Below are 23,799 nucleotides of genomic sequence, written 5' to 3'. Positions count from 1 at the left end.
AAAAGTAGAAATATGGCATTTCTGAAGAGTTATCTCAAAAACAAAGATTCTGAATGAAAACTCCGGACATAGTCCGTTTATATATTTTTTGTATATCTGTTGTATGCCCATAGATTACAAGTTATAACAAATTACGCTATTTTTTGCATACTATTTGCAGGTCCAATAAAAACAGGGGGTACAAATTTATGAAAAATTCAAATAATCTGGAGCAAATATATAACTTTCTTGACAAACGGGAAAAAAATTCGGATTTACTGTTCTGGATACCATCCATATGGAACAGTATACATTTTGAAAACATTAAAGGTAAAAATGCTGGAGAAATACTTGTAAATCCATATGAGTATATCTCATCAACTATCAGGAATATTCTTAATAATTCAGAAAATAGCCAAAAAACAAAAAACACAACTATGGATGATAGCGTAATTTATAATTCATTAGTCAGATATACAACAGCGTGGGATTACAACCATGATAATGAGATCGAATCAGGTACTTTTCTGCGCTTAATTGCCCTGCTGCCTTTTTTGAAAGAGCTTGGTGTGAATATTCTCTATTTGCTGCCTGTAACAAAATACAGTACATTAAAGCAAAAAGGAGATATTGGCTCACCATATGCAATAAAAAGCTTTTTTGAACTGGACCCCAATCTGCACGATCCATTATTGGACGGTATGGAAGATTTTTCACTTGACCAGGAATTCATCTCTCTGGTGGAAGCATGCCATCTGTCTGGGATAAAAGTAGTACATGACTTCATTCCTCGCGTAACTGCTGTAAACAGCGATTTGATCAGTGAACATCCCGACTGGGTCTATTGGATAAAACTAGACGCACTCAAGGGTTTTTGTCCGCCAAAAATTCCCGGTCTGGACTTTTTCCAGGAGTGTACTCCTGAGAATCTGGACATTGTTTATACTTCCGCCGAGACACCTTTACATCTAAAAAAATTCACTCATTCGCCTGATATTATAAATCCTGTACTATGGAATGAACTAAAAGAGCGAAGTGACAATACCGGAGAAGAATTACTGGAACTTGTTGAAAGAGAAATGAAAATCACTACTGCTCCGGCACATTCGGATTGGATAAACGATGTACAGCCTATATGGACGGATATTACGTTTCTAAGACTTTATATGGATGTAACTCCAAGTGTGAAAAAATATATACAGCCGGATCAACCTCCTTATGTCATGTTTGACACCATTAAGTGCAATATGTTTCCAGCAGAACAGCCGAATTACGGATTGTGGAATATGATGGAGCAGGCAATACGTCATGGTATGGAGGTATACGGTCTCGACGGATTCAGGGTGGATATAGGACATACTGTTCCAACTCCACTTTTAAGCCATCTATTTGAAGTGATAAGGGAAATAAAGCCGGATGCAGTACTGATAAGCGAAGATCTGATAAATGAAAATCATATTAAGGCATCAAAAAGCGGATACAATATAATGCTGGGGAATAACTGGAATCTTATGTCCAGGATAAACAAGGAAAATCTGACACAATACCTTAAAAGCCTGCCATCACTTCAAATCCATATTTTTGCTTGTGCAGAAACTGCAGATACACCTCGTATTACCAGCAGGGAGGGAGGCGTGCTTTTGGCAAAAAATATGGCTATGTTTAACTATTTTATGCCAAAAGGTGTCCCTTATATTACTACAGGCTTCGAAGTAAATGAAATCCAGCCTTTAAATTGCGGGCTTGCAGATAATACAAACGGCGCAGAAATACCAAAAGCATTTTTTAACAAAATGGTTATTGAGTGGAATAAAGAAAATGCAGAAATTATGGTTTTCTTGCTTAAGCGCTTAAGTGCTTTGAGGAAGGAATACAAGGAATATATAAAGCCAGAAAACCTTATCATTCCTGATTCACCTGAAGATATACTTATCTACGGCTATAAGCAAGGTAGAAATACTATCCTTTGCTGTCTTAACCTGGATATGGAAAATGACAGATTAATTGATTTGGGGAATTTAATGCCTGAATACTGCTTTTATGAGGTTCTGGCTGATACTCATACTGCAGGTGATACTGCTGCAATAATAAGAAGTACGGTTATGAAAGCCGGACAGGCACTCGTTCTTAAAAATTTTAGTTAATACAATTAATTGGAGGTATTATGCAAACAAATAAAAAGGTAAACGAACTGGTTCTATGGCATGAATTTGACGGTCCGGGGGACATTTCAATAAATGTTCTGGAAAAAATCTGTAAAATGTATTCAGAAAGAAACTATATAAAAATCAATCCTGTCGCTAAAAACATATATGAAATCACTGCGTATTTCAGAGGTGATAAAAGGGGCAATGAAGCTCCGGATATGGCGTTTCTTCCATCTGATTTTGTTATTTTCGCAAATACAGGCAGATTTTCTGAAATACCGGATAATATTTTTAAAGACTTGATTTCTGAAAACTCATTAAAAACAATGAATTTTAGCGGTAAACAGTATGGTCTTCCTGTGATAGGAGGGAATCATCTTGTTTTATATTATAACAAAGATATATTTCCTTCAGGCTTACTTGAGTGGAAAGAACTTAAACAAAAAGTTGATGAATTGCAAAAGAAAAAAATAATTCCCGTTTCACTTGATATATGCCAGCTTTATTGGATATTGCCAATCTTATCTGCATTTGACGCCTGGCCGGTTAAGGGGTGTGATCCGGGAAATATCAACTATTTAGCTTTGAAGGATGCTTTCCGATTTATTGATACTATGATGAAACAAGGCATAGTTGGAACCTTTGACGCATCAACAGAAATGTTGGAGAAATTCTTTGACGGTAAAATAGGAGCAATTATTGCAGGTGAGTGGTCATACGGCTATATTATGAGAAATCTGGGAGAAAAAGCAGGTGTTTGTGCAATACCGGCTATAAACGGCAGGAAATGTACTTCAACCACATCTACTCTGGGGTTGGTTTATGTGGAACAATCTCTTCAATCGGAGTACAGAGATGAACTTTTAGGCTTCGGAAAATTCCTTTTGAGTGAGGAGTGCCAGATGATGTGGCTAAATGAAGTTGACAGGATTCCTCTGAATGTGAATATCAGCCAGAAAATAAAAAATAGTGCATCCCAGAATAAAAGGATTGTACTGGAAGAAATGTATGCCAGTCATCCTCTTCTTATAACTGAAACAAGTAAAAATCTTTGGCCTGTTATGGAACTCGGCAAGGAGCTTTTCTGGCAGAGATGCCTAGGTATTGATGAAACGATAGAAAAAATGAAGGAAAAGGTTCAATTACTAAATGCCGGCTGAATAATCCGGTACTAAAATATATTTTGGAAGTCAATCATCACAACGCTTTATTTTAAGAAAGGAGAATAAATTATGAAGACAGTAATTTTCAGTCAGATTTCTATAGACGGTAAGCTTACTTTAGGGGCCGGTCACTCAAGCAAGGATCTTTTTAGCCTTTTCTCTGTTGAGGATATGGAGTATATTCACAAGTTCAGAGGAAGCATGGATGGAATTATGGTAGGAAGAAAAACAATTGAAATCGATAATCCGTTTCTAACAAACCGTTTTGAAGAGGATAAGAATCCTATAAGGATTATTCCTACTACTACCTTGAATATACCTATTGATTCAAATATTTTCAATGATGAAAAAAAGACTATTATAGTCACTACAGAAAATTGTGCAAATAATGAAAAAATGGATGCTATAAGGAAAATGGAAAAGGATTGCATTATTTGCGGGAAAGATACCGTGGATTTCAAAGAGTTGTTCAAGCAGCTGGAAAACAGGTATTCAGTAGAAAGTATCATGGTAGAAGGCGGCGGACAGCTAAATTGGAATCTGATAAAGGACGGGCTGGTCGATGAAATAATTCTGATGCAGCTGCCGTTAATAATAGGAGGAGCTTCAAATATTACACTTGTTGACGGCGAAGGTTATACAGAACTTCAGGGAACCAGAAAATTCGAACTTCAGGAAATACACCCAAGGCAGAATTATGCTTTGATGAGATATTCAAAAGTCTAGCCAGATGAAGCATCATATTATCACAATTTATACCGGAGGAATAATTAATGTTGTTTTTATCAAATATTATGTCGAATATTAAGAATTCATTGGATTCAAATAGAGAATTCATATCTAAAGTTTCAAAGATAGCTATCCCCATAGCGCTTCAAAGTGTTATTATGAGTCTGCTGAATATGGCGGACCAGGTAATGGTAGGGCAGCTTGGCGAGAAATCTATTGCTGCAGTAGGAATGAGCAACAGGATGATAACTATTTTGATGTTTGTACTAAATGCAATAGCAGCAGGAGTATCCGTCTATACCGCACAGTTCTGGGGGAAGAAGGAAACTGGAAAAATTGGACAACTGATGGGAATAGGTTTATTTTCAGGTGGTATAGTTACAGCAATATTTGTTTGCCTGTCTGTATTTGCTCCTGAATTTTGTATTGGGATCTTTTCAAATGACAAGGAAGTAATGTCCCAGGGGGCAGTTTTTCTCAAAATAGTAGGATACAGTTATATTCCTTCTATGCTAACGGTTATGTTCTCGGCAGTTCTCAGATCTACTACACACGTGAAGCTTCCCGTTATTGCTAGTATTACAGGGGTTGTGCTGGACGTTATTCTTAATTATGTACTTATATTCGGAAGATTTGGATTCCCTGAAATGGGCTTGGAGGGAGCAGCAGTATCAACTGTAATAGCACGAATTGTCGAGCTTCTGATTATTCTCGCAGTTACATATAAATTAAAGCTTCCGGCAGCGTTTTCTTTTAAGCAGATGAGAGGGGTATCAAAACCACTTTTAGTCAGCTACTTTAATATAACATACCCGTTTATTCTTAATGAATTTCTATGGGTGCTCGGAGAAACGGTATACAGCATCATTTATGGCAGAATAGGAACTTTGGAATATACTGCTGTAGCAATAACTGCTCCAATACAAGGAATTACCATAGGTGCTTTGTCAGGATTGGCAAGTGCTACTGCTGTTATCCTTGGAAATGCAATAGGAGCAAATAAGGAAGATAATGTACTCTCATATGCAAAGAAATTTGTAAAACTCAGTATTGTTTTTTCTGCCTGTCTCGGTGTATTAATTATACTTATGTCAAAGTTCTATATAGGGATTTATAATGTTTCCGAAGAGACTGGAAGGTACGCAGGGTATCTTATGCTGGCATTTGCATTTTTCCTATGGGTCAAAGTTTCAAATATGATAATAGGCTCAGGAATTTTATCAAGCGGAGGAGACAGTAAATTCATACTTGTAATGGAATCCTCTACAACATGGCTGTTTGGTGTCCCGTCAGGCTTTATTGCAGCATTTGCACTGGGTTTGCCTGTATACTGGGTATATATCATTCTCTCATGCGAAGAAATTATACGGTTTGTAATCGGTTTACGCAGAGTTTACTCACGTAAATGGATAAAAAACCTTGTCAGTAATCTATAAACTCAAAGAAAAGAGGTCGGATGTATGGATAATATAAAAATACTTTTTGCAGCTGTAGAAGTATACCCTTTCGCCAAAACAGGAGGGCTTGCGGATGTTGCATGCTTTCTTCCTAAAGCAATAAGAAATAAGGGATATGATATACGTATCATAATGCCAAAATACAAAAACATTAGAGAGCAATACTCAAACCTGCTTCAGCCGGTATGTGAGCTGGATGTGGAAATTTCAGACAAAAAATTCCGGTGTAAAGTTGAATTTACGGAGTATAACGGTAATATAGTATATTTTATCGATAACCCTTATTATTTTGACAGGGAAAGAATATATGACTACGATGATGAAATGGAAAGGTTTGTATTCTATTGCAAAGCAGTTCTGGAAGCCATTCCTCTCTTGGGGTTCAAGCCTCAGATCATTCAGTGCAATGATTGGGAGACAGGTTTTATTCCTTACTATATGAGAACTCATTATGGCTCTATCGATTATTACAAAGATATAAAGACATTGCTTACAATACATACGGTTTTATATCAGGGTGTATTTAGCAAACAGAATGCATGGGATGTGTTAAAGACAGATTGGAGTTATTTTACTGAAAATAGCCTTGATTTCTATAATCAGATAAACTTTATGAAGATAGGGATAATGCTTGCAGATGTAATAAATACCGTTAGTCCAAGCTATGCAGATCAAATCAGTACAGGTCTGCCGTTTGATGTAGAACCTATAGTACCGGTATTAAACAAGCGGAAAAAGGATTTATATGGAATTCTAAACGGCATAGATGCAGATGAAAATAATCCTGGAACCGATAAGAGGCTGTATGCTAATTTCACCTATGAAAGTTTGGAAGGAAAAGCAATAAATAAGGAAATGCTACAGCGTGAACTTGACCTACCTGTACGAAATGATGTTCCGATAGTTGCCATTATTTCTAGACTTGAAATAACCAAGGGGCTATATCTTATAGAAAAATCCTTCCATGAAATGCTAAAGGATGATTTGCAGTTTATAGTGGTGGGGGACGGTATTCCTTACTATAGATACCTTTTTTCAGAAATGATGAAGGCTTATCCGGATAAGATGCGCTACTTACCTTATAATGAAAGCATTGCATACAAGACTTATGCGGCTTCCGATATTTTTCTTATGCCTTCCTATACTGAGGCATGCGGAATAAGCCAGCTGATAGGGATGAGATATGGTGCAGTCCCTCTAGTAAGAGAGACGGGAGGACTAAAAGATACTGTTAAGTGCTACAATGAAAAAACCGGTGAAGGAAACGGATTTTCTTTCTGGTATGCAAATCAATGGGTTATGCTTGATGCTGTACGTAATGCTATCAGTTACTATCATAAAAAGGATATATGGATGGAATTGGTGCATAGATGCATGACTCAGCCTTTAGGATGGGACAAATCATCAAGTGAGTATATAAAGCTGTATAAATGCATAATTGATGGTACGCAGTATATATCCGGTTGATCGGATTATATAGTATGACAGGGAGGCTGGTATGGAAAATCTGTTAATAGTGCTTGAAAAGATAAAAAGCAGGAAAAATGGATTCTCAGGAAACTATTATATTCCTGAAGTGTGGAATTTCTGCAGATATGAAAAATATACACGGGATAAAGGCAGAAGTGGAGAAATAAACATAAACCCATATGAGTTTATGGAATTTTGCTTAGAGAAATATATTGCCGGTAGCGGCGATAAATCCCGGAATTATTTGATGCCTCTTAAGAATCATAAAAACAATAGAAAAAATATTTGCAATAGCAATATATACAGCATGCTGCCAAGAATGTATACTGCATGGAGTCACTATAATGACGGACGTATATGCGGAGGTACCTTTTTAAAGGCAATATGTCTGCTGCCTTATCTAAAAAAACTCGGTATCGATGTTATATATCTGCTTCCGATATTCGAATACAGCAGCAGGTATAAAAAGGGAGGATTGGGTAGTCCTTATGCAATAAAAAACGTATACAGAATAGACAGAAATCTTCATGATGAATTACTTGGAGAAGCTAACCAGGCTATTCTAGAAATAGAATTCAAAGCTTTTGTTGAAGCCTGTCATATTCTAGGTATAAGGGTGCTGGCTGATTTTGTATTCAGAACCGCAGCAAGAGACAGCGATCTAATCATAGAGCATCCTGACTGGTTTTACTGGATTGATTTAGAATGCAGTAACAGCTTCAAAACTCCTTCGGTAGAAAATGTTGAATTATGTACAGGCTTAAGTGACAGTACACTTAAGAACTTGTACGAATCTACCAACCTGAAAAGCTATATTTCGATGTTTTCCCTGTCGCCAGATAAGGTATGCCCGGAAAAATGGGAAAAGGTTAAGATACAAAACGAAAGTGACGGGGGCAATATACTTGAATTAATAGAAAGGGAATTCGGTCTGACTACTGTTCCGGCCTTTCCCGGTGTACTAAATGATCCTCAGCCGCCATGGACAGACATTACATTCCTCAGGTTTTATTATGATTTAAGTGAAAAGGGACGGATGTTTGCAGGTCAATCAGATGTTCCGTATATCATGCAAGATGGGGTTTGTCTGAATCTCTATCCCGGAAGTGACGTAAATCTGGATTTGTGGGAATATGTTTCAGGTGCCATTCCTTATTTTCAGGATAACTTCGGAATAGATGGCGCCAGAATAGATATGGGACATGTACTTCCCTTGGAACTAAACAGAGAGATAATAAAAAAGGCAAGGGAAAAAAATCCGGAGTTTATATTGTGGTCAGAAGAATTCAGTGTTCTGAACTCCGGTATGGCAAAGAAAGATAATTTTGACTTCATCAGCGGTTATGTATGGTATTTTTACAAGTATCTTGAAGAAACCAGTTTTAACAAGCAACTTTTCCTTGATACATTAAAAAAATCACAAATACCGGTTGCAGCGGCGATTGAGACTCCAGACACACCAAGGGCTGTTTTTCTGCACAAAGACAAAAAAAAGCTTGAGCAGATAATTCTAATAAATATTTTTTTACCAAATGCAATACCGTTTATAAACAGTGGATTTGAAGTTATGGAAATACAACCCATGAATCTAGGTCTTGATAATACGGAAGAAGGAAGATTTGTACTTGCTCCTGGAGATCCAATGTATGGAAGGTTGGCTTTTTTTGATGAATACTGCCTGCACTGGTTGAGCGATGACCGTCTTTGGGCAGAACAGATATTATCAAAAGCTTATGCATTGAGATCATTTTTTAAAGCAGTAGTCACGAAAAAAGAGAATTTCTTATGGCATCACGGGTTACGGAAAAAGAGTAAGACTACCTGTATTTGCTACTGCGATATGGAAAGCGGTAAAAATATGTTTCTTATTGCTAATAGAAGCTTTTCATACAGAAGGAGAATAAAACCTGAAGATTTAATCCCTGAAAAGCTTTTTCAAGACTTTAAATCAGCAACACTCTTTTTTTCTTCCGGCGATATCTGTAATATCAGATGGGAGTTGGGAATGGATTATTTCTTAAAACCCGGTGAAGTTATTATAGGGTGCTTTGAATAAAAGTACTAAAATTTGGACTAACCAGTAAATAAATATGAGGTGTATTTAAATGGATAAAAATATTGAATGTGTGCCGGATTATGAAAACTCTAAAAAAAAAATCCGGTATTATGATCTTACAAATGCACAGATTGGGATTTGGGATAGCGAAAAAATATATCAAGGAATAGGGCTGTATAATTTCTCTGCATCGGTAGCCTTTAAGGAGGATATGGACTGTCATTTGCTTGAAAAGGCAATAAATCTTTTCCTTGAAAAGAATGACGGACTTAGACTGCGTATGTTTGAAGCCGAAGGTCGTCCGAAGCAATATATTTCACCCTATACATTTAAGGAAATAAGTGTAGTGGATTTTAGTGGCAGTAGTAGTGATGAAATACAAAAATGGATGGAATCTGAAACAAGAATACCTTTTAATCTTCTTGATTCTGATTTATTTAAATTTGTTTTGATTAATACAGGCAGAAACAGGCTAATCCTGTATATCAAGGTACATCATATTATTATGGATGGGTGGTCTTTATATAATATATTTATTAATAAACTTATCAGGTACTATTTATGCATAAAAAATGGTACGGATATTTCAGAAGACACACCTTCTTATCTTGATTACATCGAAAGTTATTGTAAAAGTGAGGAAGAATACTTAAGTTCAGAAATGTATAATACCAATCGGGAATTCTGGCAAAAAGAGTTTGAAACAGTTCCTTCTTGTAGCGGGCTAAAGCCTGCAAAGCCGGGTTTGATAAATACTGCTTCAAAACTCAATTTGTTTGAGCTGCCTGCTGAATTATCAGGAAAAATAAACAGCTTCTGTAATTACAGCGGATTCAGCCCTTATATTGTATTTTTTTCAGCCTTATCTATCTATATAAACAAAGTAACTTCTGAAAAGGATGTTGTACTTGGCTCTGTAGCTTTAAATAGGGCTACCGATAAGGAAAAAGAAATCTTCGGAATGTTTGCATGTACGTTTCCAGTAAGACTATTTATTGATGAAGATGTAGACTTTCTTACATATCTGGGAGGAGTCAAAAATAAATGGAAGCAAGTACTGACAAATCAGAAATATGCTTTAAACCATATAGTCAAAGATTACAGGGAGAAGCATAATACTTCTGAAAAAATATACAACATAATAATGTCTTATCAGCAAATGAAACTAAATAAAAAAGACATGGATTATGAGGCGGAAGTTGTATACAACATGCAGCAGGCTGATTCTCTCCGTGTACATATAAGCAATAGGGATGGAAACGGAAGATACAAGATGGAGATAGAAAATCTTGTAGAAATGTTTTCGGATGAAGAAATCAAAAGGTTTTGCAGCCATTACTCAAATCTTTTGAACGATGCTGTTATGAATCCCGAAAAAAAAATCAGTCAGCTTGGTATTATTTCTCAGGAAGAACGTTATAAGATATTATTCAGGTTTAATAATACAAAAACCGAATATCCATCAAGTGAAACTGTAATCCGTTTATTTGAGAAACAAGTCGAGAAAACACCGGACAATACAGCTCTGGTATACGGGACAAAACAGTTGACATATAGAGAACTCAATGAAAAATCAAACCGTCTTGCACATCTGTTGAGACAGATGGGAGTGGAGCGGAATAGTATAGTTGCATTGCTGGCAGAGCGTTCCATAGAAATGATAATAGCTATGCTTTCCGTAATAAAAGCAGGAGGTGCTTATCTCCCGCTGGAACCTAAATATCCTGAAGGTAGAATAAGCAGTATACTTAAGGACAGCGGTACAGATATTCTTTTAGTTCAGAAGGATTTGTCTAAAGACTTTGAGTTTGAAGGCAATATCCTTGATATTGAGTACGGGTATTCTAAAGGTAATGATGTAAATCCTGAAACTATAAATTCTCCAACAGATCTTATATATATCATGTACACCTCAGGGTCTACAGGCAAGCCAAAAGGTGTAATGGTAGAACACAGAAATGTAATAAGGCTGGTAAAAAACACAAACTACATCAACCTCGATGAGAATGAAAGAATACTTCAAACAGGAGCGGTTGCTTTTGATGCTTCTACCTTTGAGGTGTGGGGCGCTCTTCTCAATGGAGGCTGTCTTTATCTTACCGGAGAAGATGTATTGCTGGATGCGGGGAAATTGGGAGAGGCTATAAAAAAATACGGTATAACGACTTTATGGCTTACATCGCCTTTGTTTAACATGCTGGCACAACAAAATGAAGATATGTTTGCTGAGTTGAAAAATCTCCTTGTAGGAGGGGATGTACTCTCACCCAGACACATTAACGCAGTCAGAAGCAAGTGTAGGCAGTTGAATATAATAAATGGTTATGGCCCTACTGAAAACACAACATTCTCTACCTGCTTTCATATTGAGAAGGAATATAGTGAAAACATACCAATAGGCAGGCCTATCAGCAATTCAACAGTATATATAGTAGATAAGCATAATAATCTTATGCCTGTAGGTGTAGCTGGTGAGCTATGCGTCGGTGGAGACGGACTGGCAAGGGGGTATCTGAACAAACCCGAACTTACGGCAGAAAAATTTGTGCCTGATCCTTTTGCAAAGGAAATTTTCCAAAATCATTCATTACATCCGGGAAGTTTGATTACAACAGGGCGTATGTACAAAACCGGAGATTATGCCAGATGGTTGCCTGACGGGAATATAGAATTTTTAGGCAGAATCGACAACCAGGTAAAAATAAGAGGTTTCCGCATAGAGCCTGGTGAAATAGAAAACCGGCTTGCTGCTCACGAGTCTGTTAAGAATGCTGTCGTTACTGTGAAGGAAAGTAACGACGGGGATAAATTTCTCTGTGCATATATAGTAAGCTATAAGAAAAAATCTGTTGAAGAGCTTAAGGAATACCTTTCATCAGTACTGCCGTATTACATGGTACCATCTTATTTTATATTTCTTGAAGAATTACCACTTAATCAGAATGGTAAAGTTGATATTCGGGCATTGCCTGAACCCGCTAATAATAATGATTATAAGCATATGGAGCCGGCAAGCGGCCTTGAAAAGTTTTTGATTAAAGTCTGGAAAAAGGTAATAGGCGACAGGCAGATTGGAATACATGATAACTTTTTTGAAGCAGGCGGACACTCACTGCATGCTATGAAGCTTTCCTCAGAATTGAACAAGCTCGGTATATCCCTGAAAGTATCTGATATATACGAATTCAAGACTATCGCACGGATTTCGGAATCCATCAAGGAGAATAACGCGGAGCTTCCACTGTGTGTACATGAAATATTGGATGAGAATAATCGTGAAACAGAACATAAAAGGAATAAAATTCTTCCAAGCGTTGTAGAAAACATAGACAACTATTCATGGCATGAATTAAACTGCTTCTTCAGACCTATGGCAATTATGTATGAATCATATAAGTCAGGGTATTTTGAGGTTTTCCTGTTCTTAACAAGTTATTACTGCACACATATGGTTGACGGCTGGTTTGTCAACGCATTGGAATCAGGTATTTTCTATGAATTTTTTGAATTTCATGAAAGCATAATGGCTCCAAAGACAGGTCTGAGTTTTAAAACCAATAACTATGAAGATGAAGCAGATATGCACCGCAAAATCAGGGAACAACTGGACAGTAATTGTCCTGTCATGGTCCCCGGAGACTTGTCAGCACTTCATTATGACAAGATGTATAGAAGAAGCAGCCATAAACATTTTTTCATTATTAAAGGGTATGATGAAGAGAGGAAAATCTACCACATACTTGACAATTCACATATAGATGGCGGTTCAAGTACAATATACAAAGATTTTACCATACCTTTCGGAGAGATGTATGAAATGAATATGCTTTATTTCAAAAACATGTATCCTGATTTTAAAAAAGGACATTTTTGGTCACTTATGCAAAATAGAGATTTAAAATGCGATTCGTGTTCACAAATAAAGCTGCTCAAGGAACACTTGCTGCATTTGTGCACTGTGCGGGGTAATTCCAGCATAATCAATTACCCTGAGTATGAGTTATTTAAGAGGATGGGTAACCGTTTGACAATGGAAGAGTCCGAAAACATGCTTCTAGTTTTGAATTTTAAACCTGTTTACCATGATTTGCTCTACAGATTTCTCAAGTCTGCAGGTGTGGAGCATAGCACTATAGATATTTTAAAGGATTTTGCAGGTAAGGCTTCTGAATGCTGGGGGGATATCCGGCTTGGACTATACGATGCTGCTTCAGGCAGCACAGTTGATTTAAATACTTTAGAAGTCAGCATTGAAAAGAGTATTGATTTAGAAAAAGCATTTTTTAAAGAGCTGGAAAAAGTACTTTTTATGATTGATCTTGAAAGTTTGATTAATAAAGAGGAAGATGAAAGGAAAAGCAGTCTTTTTTTTGAAAAGAATTATAAAAAAGCAAATATCATTAAAGAAAAAGATAAAATCAGGTTTGAACACTCCAAACATACGACTTATGCCACCTGGGACATAGAGGATAATGCTCCGCAACTGCTCATCAATCCCGCAACAGATAACGATTTCATACTGTCAGCAAGAGTTTCTATAGAGGGGAAGGTAGGAGATCCCTATCTAAGTGGGTTGATAGTATTTCTCGGAAATGGTACAAAGTTTATGTATTGTCTAAATACAGGGAGGAGTCTGGCTTTGTTCTGTCCTGAAAAAGGTGAGAGCTGCAATCTATATGAAAAGGCTTTTCCGGGAACAGATATATATTTGAAAATTGAAAAAGATGGGAATAAAATTTACTTTTACAGCAGAAAGGATAAACTTAGTGGCTGGGAATGTAATTACGAAATTTCGGAGTATGGGGGAGTATCGAGCTGCGGTCTGTTCTCCATAACTTATGAGAAAATCGTATACGCTTCGCAATTTACTGAAATAGAATATTCAATAAAATAAAAAATCAGAATATATATCATAATCTACCAGAATAGAGCTTAAAAACAGCTCTATTTTTTTTACCGTATCTCAGTCAAATTAACTAAAAAGAATGTGCAAGGTATATCTGAGCCAATTTAGTTTATTCTTCATAAAATCTTCACATTTTGATGTTATCATATATAATAATTGAAAGTACTTGTTAATCGTAAAGCTATATTATGATAGGAGGAAAACAATGGAACAGAATCTGGTAAGAAAGATTCTACAGATAGAGGGAATGACCTGTACAAGTTGTGAAATAAGGATAGAGAATACACTGCAAAAGCTTGATGGCATTATAGAATCTAATGCTATTTTCAGCAGTTCAAATGTATATATAGCATATGATCAAAATCTGGTCAATCTTAATCAAATAATTGAGGCTATAGAAAAACTCGACTATAAGGTAAAAAACAAACCTTTTGAAAATGCAGTTAATACAGAAAGAGATAAAAATCAGAATAGTAATAAAATGCCTATAAATCAATTATTGGGTATAGGAATAATAATTTTTGCACTCTATGTAATCATTAAAAACACAATTGGCTTTAACTTTATACCGCAGGTAAATCAGTCAATGGGATATGGAATACTATTCGTAGTGGGACTGCTGACATCCTTGCACTGTATAGCCATGTGCGGCGGTATCAATCTGTCTCAGTGTGTATCTTACAAATATGATAATAATGCATCGGGAAGGCTTTCAAAACTTAAGCCGAGTTTTATGTATAATTCAGGCAGGGTGATATCTTATACAATGATAGGTGGGATAGTGGGCGCTCTTGGCTCTGCAATAAGCTTTTCAGGAGCCGCAAAAGGTATAGTCGCTATTTTATCCGGTTTATTCATGGTTATAATGGGTATAAATATGATGAATATCTTTCCTTGGATGAGGAAAATAAATCCTAGGATGCCAAAAATATTCGGACAAAAGATCTATAGTAATGACTCAAAACACGGCCCGTTTTATATTGGCTTACTAAATGGACTTATGCCTTGTGGTCCTTTGCAAGCTATGCAGATATATGCTTTAGGAACCGGAAGCTTTATTGCGGGTGCAACATCAATGTTCCTGTTCAGTCTTGGTACAGTACCCTTGATGTTTGGGTTTGGAGCTATAAGTTCTTTCTTAAGCAGCAAATTTACTCATAAAATGATGAAAGTAAGCGCTGTATTAGTATTGATACTGGGTATAGTAATGGTTGACAGGGGGTTGAATCTGTCTGGTATAAATCTTAAAGCCTATGCTTCTTCAAGTGGTACGGGGAATACTTCACAGATTCAGGATAATATACAGGTAGTTACTACAAAGCTTGAGTCAGGCAGGTATAGCCCTATAATTGTTCAAAAAGGGATACCTGTAAAATGGACGATTAAAGCAGAAAAAAGTGATCTGAACGGATGCAATAATCCTCTAACTATTCCAAAGTATGGAATTAGCAAGAGATTGGAGGCCGGTGATAATATTATTGAATTTACACCTGATGAAGAGGGTAATATAAATTATACATGCTGGATGGGTATGATCAGCAGTAATATTAAAGTAGTATCGGACATAACAAAAATATCAGAAGATGATCTCAGCCAAAACCCGGATGAAAGTCAGTCAGGAGCGGCGGCGACAGGCGGTTGTTGTGCAGCAGGGTCAAAAGCGACAAAGTTTTATGGCGGCAATATACCTACAGATGATATTCAAATAGCAAAGATAGAAAACAACCAGCAGGAGGTTATTATCAAAGTTAATGATGAAGGTTTTTCTCCTGCAGTAGTTATTCTTAAAAAAGGTGTACAGGCAAAAATTAAGTTTAATCCTGAAAGGCTCAACTCTTGCAATAACGCTGTAATTTTCCCTGAGTACAAGGGTCAGTTGGATTTGCAGGGTGGACAAACTGAAACACCTCTTTTGACACCTGAAGAGGATTTCACCTTCAAATGCTGGATGGGGATGCTAAACGGTTATGTAAAAGTAGTTGATGATTTAGATAATATTGATATAGAGGCGATAAAAAGCGAAATAGAGACCTATAATCCACCACAGGGAAGTAGCGGTAGCGGAGGATGTTGCGGTTGAAATCAGTGAACAGAAAAAATAAGGAAGTGATGGATAGTGGAACGTAAAGAAATTATAAAAATTTCTGGAATGTCTTGTGCAGCATGTGCTGCAAGGATTGAAAAGGGTCTAAATAAGCTCGGCGGCGTAAAGAATGCAACCGTTAATTTTGCCATAGAGAAGGCAACTATAGAATTTGATGATGCCCAGGTGAATACTGAGATGCTAGAGGAGACTGTAAGAAAACTGGGATATGAAACTATAAAGGAAAATGATATCTCCCACGCATCAGTTATACTGAGTATCTCAGGAATGACTTGCGCAGCCTGTGCTGCAAGGATAGAAAAGAAACTCTCAAAACTTGACGGAGTATCAAGGGCAGCAGTAAATCTTGCAGCAGAAAAGGCTTCAGTGGAATATGACAGTAAGAAAATTAAGATTGCTGACATCATAAAAGCTATCGAATCTTTAGGCTATAAAGCTGAACGTGCAGAGGAAATCAGTCAGGACAAGGAGAAAGAACAAAGGGAGAAAGAGATAAAAAGACTGCGTTCTGAGCTTATAGTATCAGCTGTCTTAAGTGCTCCTCTGATAATGGCAATGCTTCTTACGCTTTTGAATATCGATATTGCTTTTTTACACAATGAATACTTTCAGCTTATTGTAGCGACACCAGTCCAATTCATAATAGGTGCAAGATTTTACAGGAATGCTTACCATGCACTAAAAGCAAAAAGTGCTAATATGGATGTATTAATTGCTATGGGAACATCTGCTGCTTATTTCTTCAGCATATATAATGCATTTTTCCAGCCGATGAAGGAAGGAATGATGATGAAGGAGTTGTACTTTGAGGCAGCTGCAGTAATAATCACACTGATACTCTTAGGCAAATATCTGGAAGCTGTGGCAAAAGGCAAAACATCCGAAGCTATTAAAAAACTAATGGGACTACAAGCGAAGACTGCAAGAGTGATAAGAAACGGAACAGAGGCAGATATACCCATAGAGGATGTTGAAGTAGGGGATGTTATTATAGTCAGGCCTGGTGAGAAGATACCAGTAGACGGAAAGATTATTGACGGTAACTCCTCAATTGATGAATCAATGCTTACAGGAGAAAGCCTCCCGGTAGAAAAAAAGACAGGGGATATGGTAATCGGTGCAACCATAAACAAATTTGGCGCCTTCACATTTGAGGCTACCAAAATAGGGAAGGATACTGCTTTATCACAGATAATCAAGATGGTTGAGGATGCACAGGGTTCAAAAGCACCCATACAAAAAATTGCCGATCAGGTTTCAGGAATATTTGTACCTGTTGTAGTAGGTATATCTCTCATAACTTTTCTTATTTGGTATCTGGGCGCCGGGAATCTTACATCCGGTATCGTAAGTGCCGTAGCTGTGTTGGTAATTGCTTGCCCATGTGCTTTAGGACTGGCGACACCAACTGCCATTATGGTTGGTACAGGCAAAGGGGCGGAAAACGGTATTCTTATCAAAGGTGGAGAACACCTTGAAACTGCATATAAATTGAATGTTGTAGTGCTTGATAAAACGGGAACTATAACAAAAGGTCAGCCCGAAGTTACTGATGTATTAACATTGAGACAGATGGATGGTACTGAAGCTCTTAAACTTGCTGCAATAACTGAAAAGAAATCAGAGCATCCTCTTGGAGTGGCTATATATGAAAAAGGCAGGAGGGATTTTGGCAATCTGAAAGATCCAGAACAATTTGAAGCCATCCCGGGTAGAGGTGTAAAATCTGTTATTGAAGGAAAAGTTATATATATAGGTACAAGAAAGCTTATGAAAGAGAAAAATATAGATCTGGGTGATGTAGAAACAACAATAGCAAATCTCGAGGATGAAGGAAAAACAGCAATGCTTATGGCTGTAAACAATATACTCGAAGCAGTTATAGCAGTTGCCGACACACTGAAGGAAAATTCAAAGGAAGCTATAGATGAACTTTTAAAAATGGGTATAGACGTATACATGATAACAGGTGATAATAAAAGGACAGCAAGTGCAATAGCAAAACAGGTAGGTATAAGTAATGTATTAGCAGAAGTTCTTCCAGAAAACAAGGCAGAAGAAGTCGAAAAGCTGAAAAAGCAGGGGAAGGTAGTTGCCATGGTTGGCGACGGCATAAATGATGCTCCGGCCCTTGCAACTTCAGATATAGGTATGGCTATAGGTACAGGAACCGATGTCGCTATCGAGGCGGCGGATATTACACTTATGAGAGGTGACTTAAGAACTATCCCTGCCGCGATCAGATTATCGAGAAAGACTATGAATAAGATCAAGCAAAATTTATTTTGGGCATTCTTTTACAATATCATCGGAATTCCATTTGCCGCCTTTGGCTTGCTTAACCCTATGATTGCAGGTGGTGCGATGGCTTTCAGCTCTGTATCGGTTGTATCCAATTCGCTAAGCTTGAAGAGTTTTAATCCTATTCCAAAAGCAGAGGATATTGATCTGGAAGCATGGAAAAATGCCGAATGGAAGTATAAAAATCCTAAAAAGGATAATAAATAAACATAATCAACGAGGTGATAGTTATGTCAAAAGAGATTTCAACTTTGATTGTTGAAGGTATGTCATGCAGTCATTGTGAGAATAGTGTCAAAAAGGCAGTTAGCGCTTTAAACGGTGTAGATAATGTAGCCGTTGACTTGAAAAGTAAAAAGGTAACGATCGAATACGATACAGAAAGAGTAAGCCTGGATACTATCAAAAACACTATTGAAGACCAGGGCTATGACGTAGAAAAGTAAAGTTATAGCTAATAAAAATAGCAGATATATGTCTGCTATTTTTATTAGCTATTTTCGCTATAAATATCTTTATATATAAAATTAGTAGATATCCTTAGTTCTCCTATTTTATATATAGTAAAGTAAAAAGGGAAAATAATTGGGAGTGAAATTTTAATAATGTTTATGACTGTGCCTGATAGATTACCGTAACCTGTGTTGCTGAACCGGCATTTGCAGACTTTAGGGTTACGCGTGCATGGTTTGCAAATTTGTTTGTGCTGTATGCTTTTGCTTCAGAAGCTGCAATTGTAAATTCACTGCTATCGTCTATCCATAGAGTGTTGTCAGGACTTATCTGAACTTTCACATTTGCAGGGTTTGATCCTGTGTTGTTGACAAAGAAAGTCAGGGAGCTTTGAAGTGAAATGTCCCTTGCCGTAGCACCTGTATAAGTGTCAGTTGTTGTAACATTTTCAGTCTGGTTTGTGAAGGTTTTTGATGTCCTGGTTTGTAAATATCCGCTTGAATCAGTTAACAAAACCCTATTCTGAGAACCGTCATTTCCATAAACCACAATGTTGTCCTGAGTATTTGACAGGTTACGGATATCAAGATCCGTAGCACTTACTTCCACAGTTTGTCCTGCATCATTTGTAACAACTACACGTCCTGAAGTATCTGTTTTCACTACTTTATTTGCTGTACCGTCATTACCATAGACCAGAATATTATCCTGAGTGTTTGAAAGATTTCTAATATCCAGATCAGTTGCTTCAACATTAAGCGCATCTCCAGTATCTGTTGTAACTAATTGACGGCCAACAGTGTCAAGTCTTAGTACCTTTGCCGATGTCCCGTCATAACCGTATTGTAGTGCCTTTAGATTATCTGGGGTGTCCTGATATACTGACAAACCTGACATAATATCAACTCCTTATTTTATGGTATACAATATTCTATTATTGTAAACTAAATATTGTTACCATAAAACATTTATTGTTTTATACCTGTGCTTGAAACCATATTTTCAATCCTGTTGCACGTCTAAAAAAATAAGATTTGAAGGCTAATCTGCAAAAGTAGCTGAAATGCATAGGGTTTATTGATTTTGTGGAGCCTGGTTCTACCAGAATAATTGCTTCTTCATCGAGAATAGCGTTTTTATCCGGACTTACTTGAACATGAACAGTAGCAGTTTCTGACCCTGTATTATGCACAAAGTAGGTACATGTTGAGTACATAGAAACATTTACCCAAGTTGTATACATAAAAATTTCAGTTGTAGTATGCTCTTCAAAAAGGCTTATTGAATTTCTTGAGTTTAGCGAAAACGGATTCTTAAACTTATATCTGATTTCCAGTACAGGACTCTGTCTGCTGTAATAATAGTTCCTTTGAGAATAAAACATTTTTATATCGTTTGAATTATGTTCATCGGTTTTCAGTAAGATTCCATAATTGAAGTGTTTATAGTCTATCCAGGATTTTATAATTTCGGTAATATTCCATTTGTACCATCCATCTTTTGATACAATGACTGAATTCCCTTTTACACTGCTTTCAAATGATGGCTGATGATCCCAATCAAGCATATCTTCATTCCATGAGGAAGTAACCATGTATGGGGTTACAGGGGTTTTTACATTTTCCTCAAAGGCTTTTGCATACATTCGCAGAACGGCAGAATCCAATTCAATATCGCTGTATAGTATATTCGTATCAAAGTAGCATATAGCTCTATATATTATATTACCATCGACACCTATATATATTACACCACCGTCAGATTTTTTTCTACTATTAACATTGGAAAAATGCTTTGTAATTGCCGGGGTAAACACAATATTTGCCATGTTGCATCAGTCCTCTCCAAATTGCCCCATTTACTATATTTATTTTTTAGAATTGCAAATTATTATAGTATTGATATGAAAAATATAAAAAAGCCCGCTATGAAGCGAGCTAAAAAAGTTATGATTGTGCCTGAAATGTTATGGAGAGATTTGTCGTACTGTTTGAATTGTTTGATCTGTATGCAATCCGGGTGTAATGCGCGAATCTGTTTGCATTTGCAGCTTTGGCGGTCGAGGGATCAACAGAGAATTCACCGCCATCATCTATCCACAGGATTCCGTCTGGACTTATCTGGATTTTAAATATTGCAGGATTGCTTCCAATATTATTTATAAAAAAAGTATGTACAGTATGTAGGGAGGTGTCTCTACCAATTGTCCCGGTGTATAAATCTGAAGTTGTAACGTTTTCAGTCGCGTTCATAAATGATTTAGAGAATACAACCTGTAATGCACCTGAGTTATCGGTTTTTATCGGAACATTACTTGTTCCGTCATTTCCGTAAACAACGACATTATCCTGGGTATTTGAAAGGTTTCGTATATCAAGGTCAGTAGAAGTAACTTCAATTGATGATCCGGATTCTGTTGTAACAACCTGACGTCCGTAAGCGTCAAGCCTTAAAATCTTAGGGGTGTTGCCATCATATCCATATTGCAGGGATTTAAGGCATTCAGGAGAATCTTGGTATACTGCCACACCAGCCATGGAATCTACTCCTTTTACTAAGTTTACTATCATATATATTAATAAACCTTCAATAAAGTTACTTTTTAGAACTTTATGTTTATTGTTATCTTAACATTAGTAATTATAGTAATAAATCATTAATAATTATATTACTCAGGATATACATATATATAGTACGGAGTGACATGATGGTGCCTAAATGATGCTCTGTTTATTTACTAATTTTATGGAGGATTATCTAGTGAAAAGAAAATCAGTATCATGTATTTTAGTTCTATGTCTTATGCTTAGCTGCTTTATACAAGCTTCTGCAAAGAAAAAAGATCCAACCCCGGATATAGTTATTCAAGACAGCGCCATTGAGAGGATAGGTAAGCTAAGTGGAGGGGAATTGAAAGTTAATATACACGAGAATAACGGAACACATGTTAACCTTTCAGGAAAACTTTCTAAAAGGATGGATATCAGTGAAGGTGCTGTTCTTTCTTATCTTGAAGAAAACAAAAGTATATTCGGACTCTCAGGCAAGGATCAAAACTTCAAGGTTTTATCTTTAGAAAAAGATGAACTGGGTTACACAAAAGTAAAGATTAATCAATTAATTAACCAATGCACAGTGATGGGAAGAGAATTTATTCTGCACTTAGATTCAGATGGAATAATAACAGATATAAGCGGATCTGTCATGAATGATATAAAAGAAGTATCAAAACTTGACAATGACTATCTTACTCCCGAGGAGGCTGCTAAAATAGCGGAAAACGAATTTAGTTCTACTGGCTTAAAGAAGGTTTCAAAGGCTGAAAAGGTGATTATCGTTTTGGATAATACAGCATATGAAGTTTATAAGGTCAATATCTATTATACAGAGCCGGAGATAGCTAATTGGGATGTATTTGTTGAAACCAGTTCCGGAAAGATAATTGAAAAGCAAAGCAATCTTAGGTATGATGGTGCCGTTACGGGGAGTGGAAAAGCGGTAGACGGAACAACAAAGTCTCTAAATTTATATCAATATAGTACTTCGTATCAAATGATAGATACTACAAAACCAATGACCGGACAGGTAAAAACTTATACCGCAAATAATAGACAGACCCAACCAGGAACAATAGTATCAAACACATCAACAACTTTCACTACAGAAAATTTTAAGGCTTCTGTCAGTGCCCATTATTATTCAGGACTGGTTTATGATTTTTACAAGTTATTATTCAATAGAAACAGTATCAATAATAACGGTATGAGTGTTGTATCAACAACTCATTACGGCAGCAGCTACAATAATGCATTCTGGGATGGAACACAAATGGTTTACGGGGATGGAGACGGAACACAGTTTACATACTTAAGTGGCGATCTGGATGTTGTTGCTCATGAATTAACCCATGGCATTACCCAATATACTGCAAACTTGGTCTACAGTAATCAGTCAGGCGCATTAAATGAGTCTATGTCTGATGTTTTTGGTGTTTTAATCGACACATATGATAAGTATAACGTAAAAAATGGGGGAGCATGGACCTTCAATGCTGCAGATTGGGTTGTTGGGGATAAGATATATACCCCACAGAAAGCCGGAGATGCAATGAGAAGTCTGTCAAATCCAAAACTTTACGGTCAACCTGACAACATGAGTGGATATGTAATAACTTCATCCGATAATGGGGGTGTTCATACTAATAGCGGTATTCCAAACAAGGCAGCTTTCCTTGTAGCTCAAAGTATAGGATGTGAAAAGACAGCACGTATATACTATAGAGCTCTCAATAGCTATATGACAGCAAATACGGATTTTCTTGCGGCAAGAAACGCACTTGTTTCAGCTGCTACAGATTTATACGGATCAGCAAGTGCAGAAGTTATAGCTGTAAATAATGCGTTCAACTCTGTAGGGGTTGTAGCCGTCAATGATCCTTATGAGCCTAACAATACCTCAACACAGGCATATCCTATAATATCAGGTACTACTTACAGTTCATATATAGCGTCATCTGCCGATGTTGATTTTTATAAATTAACAGCATCCAGCGGAAAATCAATATCCGTAAATCTGACCAATCTCCCTAAGGACTATGATTTATACCTTTATAACAGCAGTGGAACAGTAGTGGCAAGATCAGAATATGGCAGTACTACTTCAGAAAGCATAAGCTATACTGCCAGTTATACAGGGACTTATTTTATATTGGTTAAAGGGTATAATGGAGTCTATAGCACTACTACAAAATACAATTTAAAAGCTACATTCCAGTGATAATTTTATAAAAAAGTGTTTTTCAAAGAAGCCTCAATCCATAAGATTGGGGCTTCTAAAGTAGAATATTTCCTAAAATATACTCTGGTTCCTATCTTTCCATTTAACAATTCTGCATATTTAAACTATATGTTTAATTAATCTTAAATACCATAAAATATAATGCTTGGAAATTATTTCTGATATTGTTATTTTTGAGTATAATAATAATAAATAAATATTTTTAGTCTGTTGTTTTGTTGTTTAGTTAAGGTATAT

General features: G+C 36.6%; 14 protein-coding genes. 11 read left to right on the top strand and 3 right to left on the bottom strand.

Going from position 1 to position 23,799, the window contains the following annotated elements; genetic code table 11:
• The first annotated feature begins 188 nt into the window (after nt 1–188).
• The 10 genes from N3I35_01040 (at nt 189) to copZ (ending at nt 18,758) form a co-directional block, all read left to right on the top strand.
• Nucleotides 189–2,123, top strand: coding sequence for an alpha-amylase (locus N3I35_01040; GenBank protein MCX8128671.1), 1,935 nt, complete (start codon nt 189–191; stop codon nt 2,121–2,123).
• Between the two features lie 20 nt (nt 2,124–2,143).
• Nucleotides 2,144–3,286 carry an extracellular solute-binding protein gene (locus N3I35_01035; GenBank protein ID MCX8128670.1) on the top strand — a complete coding sequence of 381 codons (1,143 nt, stop codon included), beginning with the start codon at nt 2,144–2,146 and terminating at the stop codon, nt 3,284–3,286.
• A gap of 72 nt (nt 3,287–3,358) precedes the next feature.
• A complete protein-coding gene (locus tag N3I35_01030) occupies nt 3,359–4,015 on the top strand; it encodes a dihydrofolate reductase family protein (GenBank protein MCX8128669.1) in 657 nt (218 codons plus the stop codon).
• A 47-nt stretch (nt 4,016–4,062) separates the two neighbouring features.
• Entirely contained in the window at nt 4,063–5,454 is a 1,392-nt protein-coding gene (locus tag N3I35_01025; protein MCX8128668.1) for an MATE family efflux transporter, read from the top strand.
• 24 nt (nt 5,455–5,478) lie between these two features.
• Complete coding sequence (locus tag N3I35_01020; protein ID MCX8128667.1) at nt 5,479–6,942, top strand: glycogen synthase; 1,464 nt, start codon at nt 5,479–5,481, stop codon at nt 6,940–6,942.
• A gap of 31 nt (nt 6,943–6,973) precedes the next feature.
• On the top strand, nt 6,974–9,001 hold the full coding sequence (locus N3I35_01015) for an alpha-amylase family glycosyl hydrolase (protein MCX8128666.1): 2,028 nt from the start codon (nt 6,974–6,976) through the stop codon (nt 8,999–9,001).
• A 49-nt stretch (nt 9,002–9,050) separates the two neighbouring features.
• Nucleotides 9,051–13,895, top strand: a complete 4,845-nt coding sequence (locus N3I35_01010; protein MCX8128665.1) for an amino acid adenylation domain-containing protein — start codon at nt 9,051–9,053, stop codon at nt 13,893–13,895.
• Nucleotides 13,896–14,112: 217 nt separating this feature from the next.
• Nucleotides 14,113–15,987 (top strand): sulfite exporter TauE/SafE family protein, encoded by a 1,875-nt coding sequence (locus N3I35_01005; GenBank protein ID MCX8128664.1) that lies wholly within the window; start codon nt 14,113–14,115, stop codon nt 15,985–15,987.
• Nucleotides 15,988–16,020: 33 nt separating this feature from the next.
• Entirely contained in the window at nt 16,021–18,519 is a 2,499-nt protein-coding gene (locus N3I35_01000; GenBank protein ID MCX8128663.1) for a heavy metal translocating P-type ATPase, read from the top strand.
• 23 nt (nt 18,520–18,542) lie between these two features.
• Nucleotides 18,543–18,758 carry a copper chaperone CopZ gene (copZ, locus tag N3I35_00995; GenBank protein ID MCX8128662.1) on the top strand — a complete coding sequence of 72 codons (216 nt, stop codon included), beginning with the start codon at nt 18,543–18,545 and terminating at the stop codon, nt 18,756–18,758.
• Nucleotides 18,759–18,921: 163 nt separating this feature from the next.
• Here the strand turns inward: copZ and N3I35_00990 are convergent, their stop codons facing one another.
• The 3 genes from N3I35_00990 to N3I35_00980 all read right to left on the bottom strand — a co-directional run bounded on the left by N3I35_00990 (nt 18,922) and on the right by N3I35_00980 (nt 21,335).
• Nucleotides 18,922–19,662, bottom strand: coding sequence for a DUF6385 domain-containing protein (locus tag N3I35_00990; GenBank protein MCX8128661.1), 741 nt, complete (start codon nt 19,660–19,662; stop codon nt 18,922–18,924).
• Between the two features lie 79 nt (nt 19,663–19,741).
• Nucleotides 19,742–20,593, bottom strand: a complete 852-nt coding sequence (locus N3I35_00985) for a DNRLRE domain-containing protein (protein MCX8128660.1) — start codon at nt 20,591–20,593, stop codon at nt 19,742–19,744.
• 118 nt (nt 20,594–20,711) lie between these two features.
• The gene (locus N3I35_00980) at nt 20,712–21,335 is read right to left on the bottom strand and encodes a DUF6385 domain-containing protein (GenBank protein MCX8128659.1); all 624 of its coding nucleotides are present in this window, start codon (nt 21,333–21,335) and stop codon (nt 20,712–20,714) included.
• A gap of 190 nt (nt 21,336–21,525) precedes the next feature.
• Here N3I35_00980 and N3I35_00975 point away from each other — a divergent pair, with 190 nt between their 5' ends.
• The gene (locus N3I35_00975) at nt 21,526–23,541 is read left to right on the top strand and encodes a M4 family metallopeptidase (GenBank protein ID MCX8128658.1); all 2,016 of its coding nucleotides are present in this window, start codon (nt 21,526–21,528) and stop codon (nt 23,539–23,541) included.
• The last annotated feature ends 258 nt before the right edge of the window (nt 23,542–23,799 follow it).

It is taken from the genome of Clostridia bacterium, assembly GCA_026414765.1.
Classification (GTDB): Bacteria; Bacillota; Clostridia; order Acetivibrionales; family DSM-27016; genus SKW86.
Note: the sequence above shows the minus strand (reverse complement) of the source record. Positions and strands in the feature narration are given on the sequence as shown.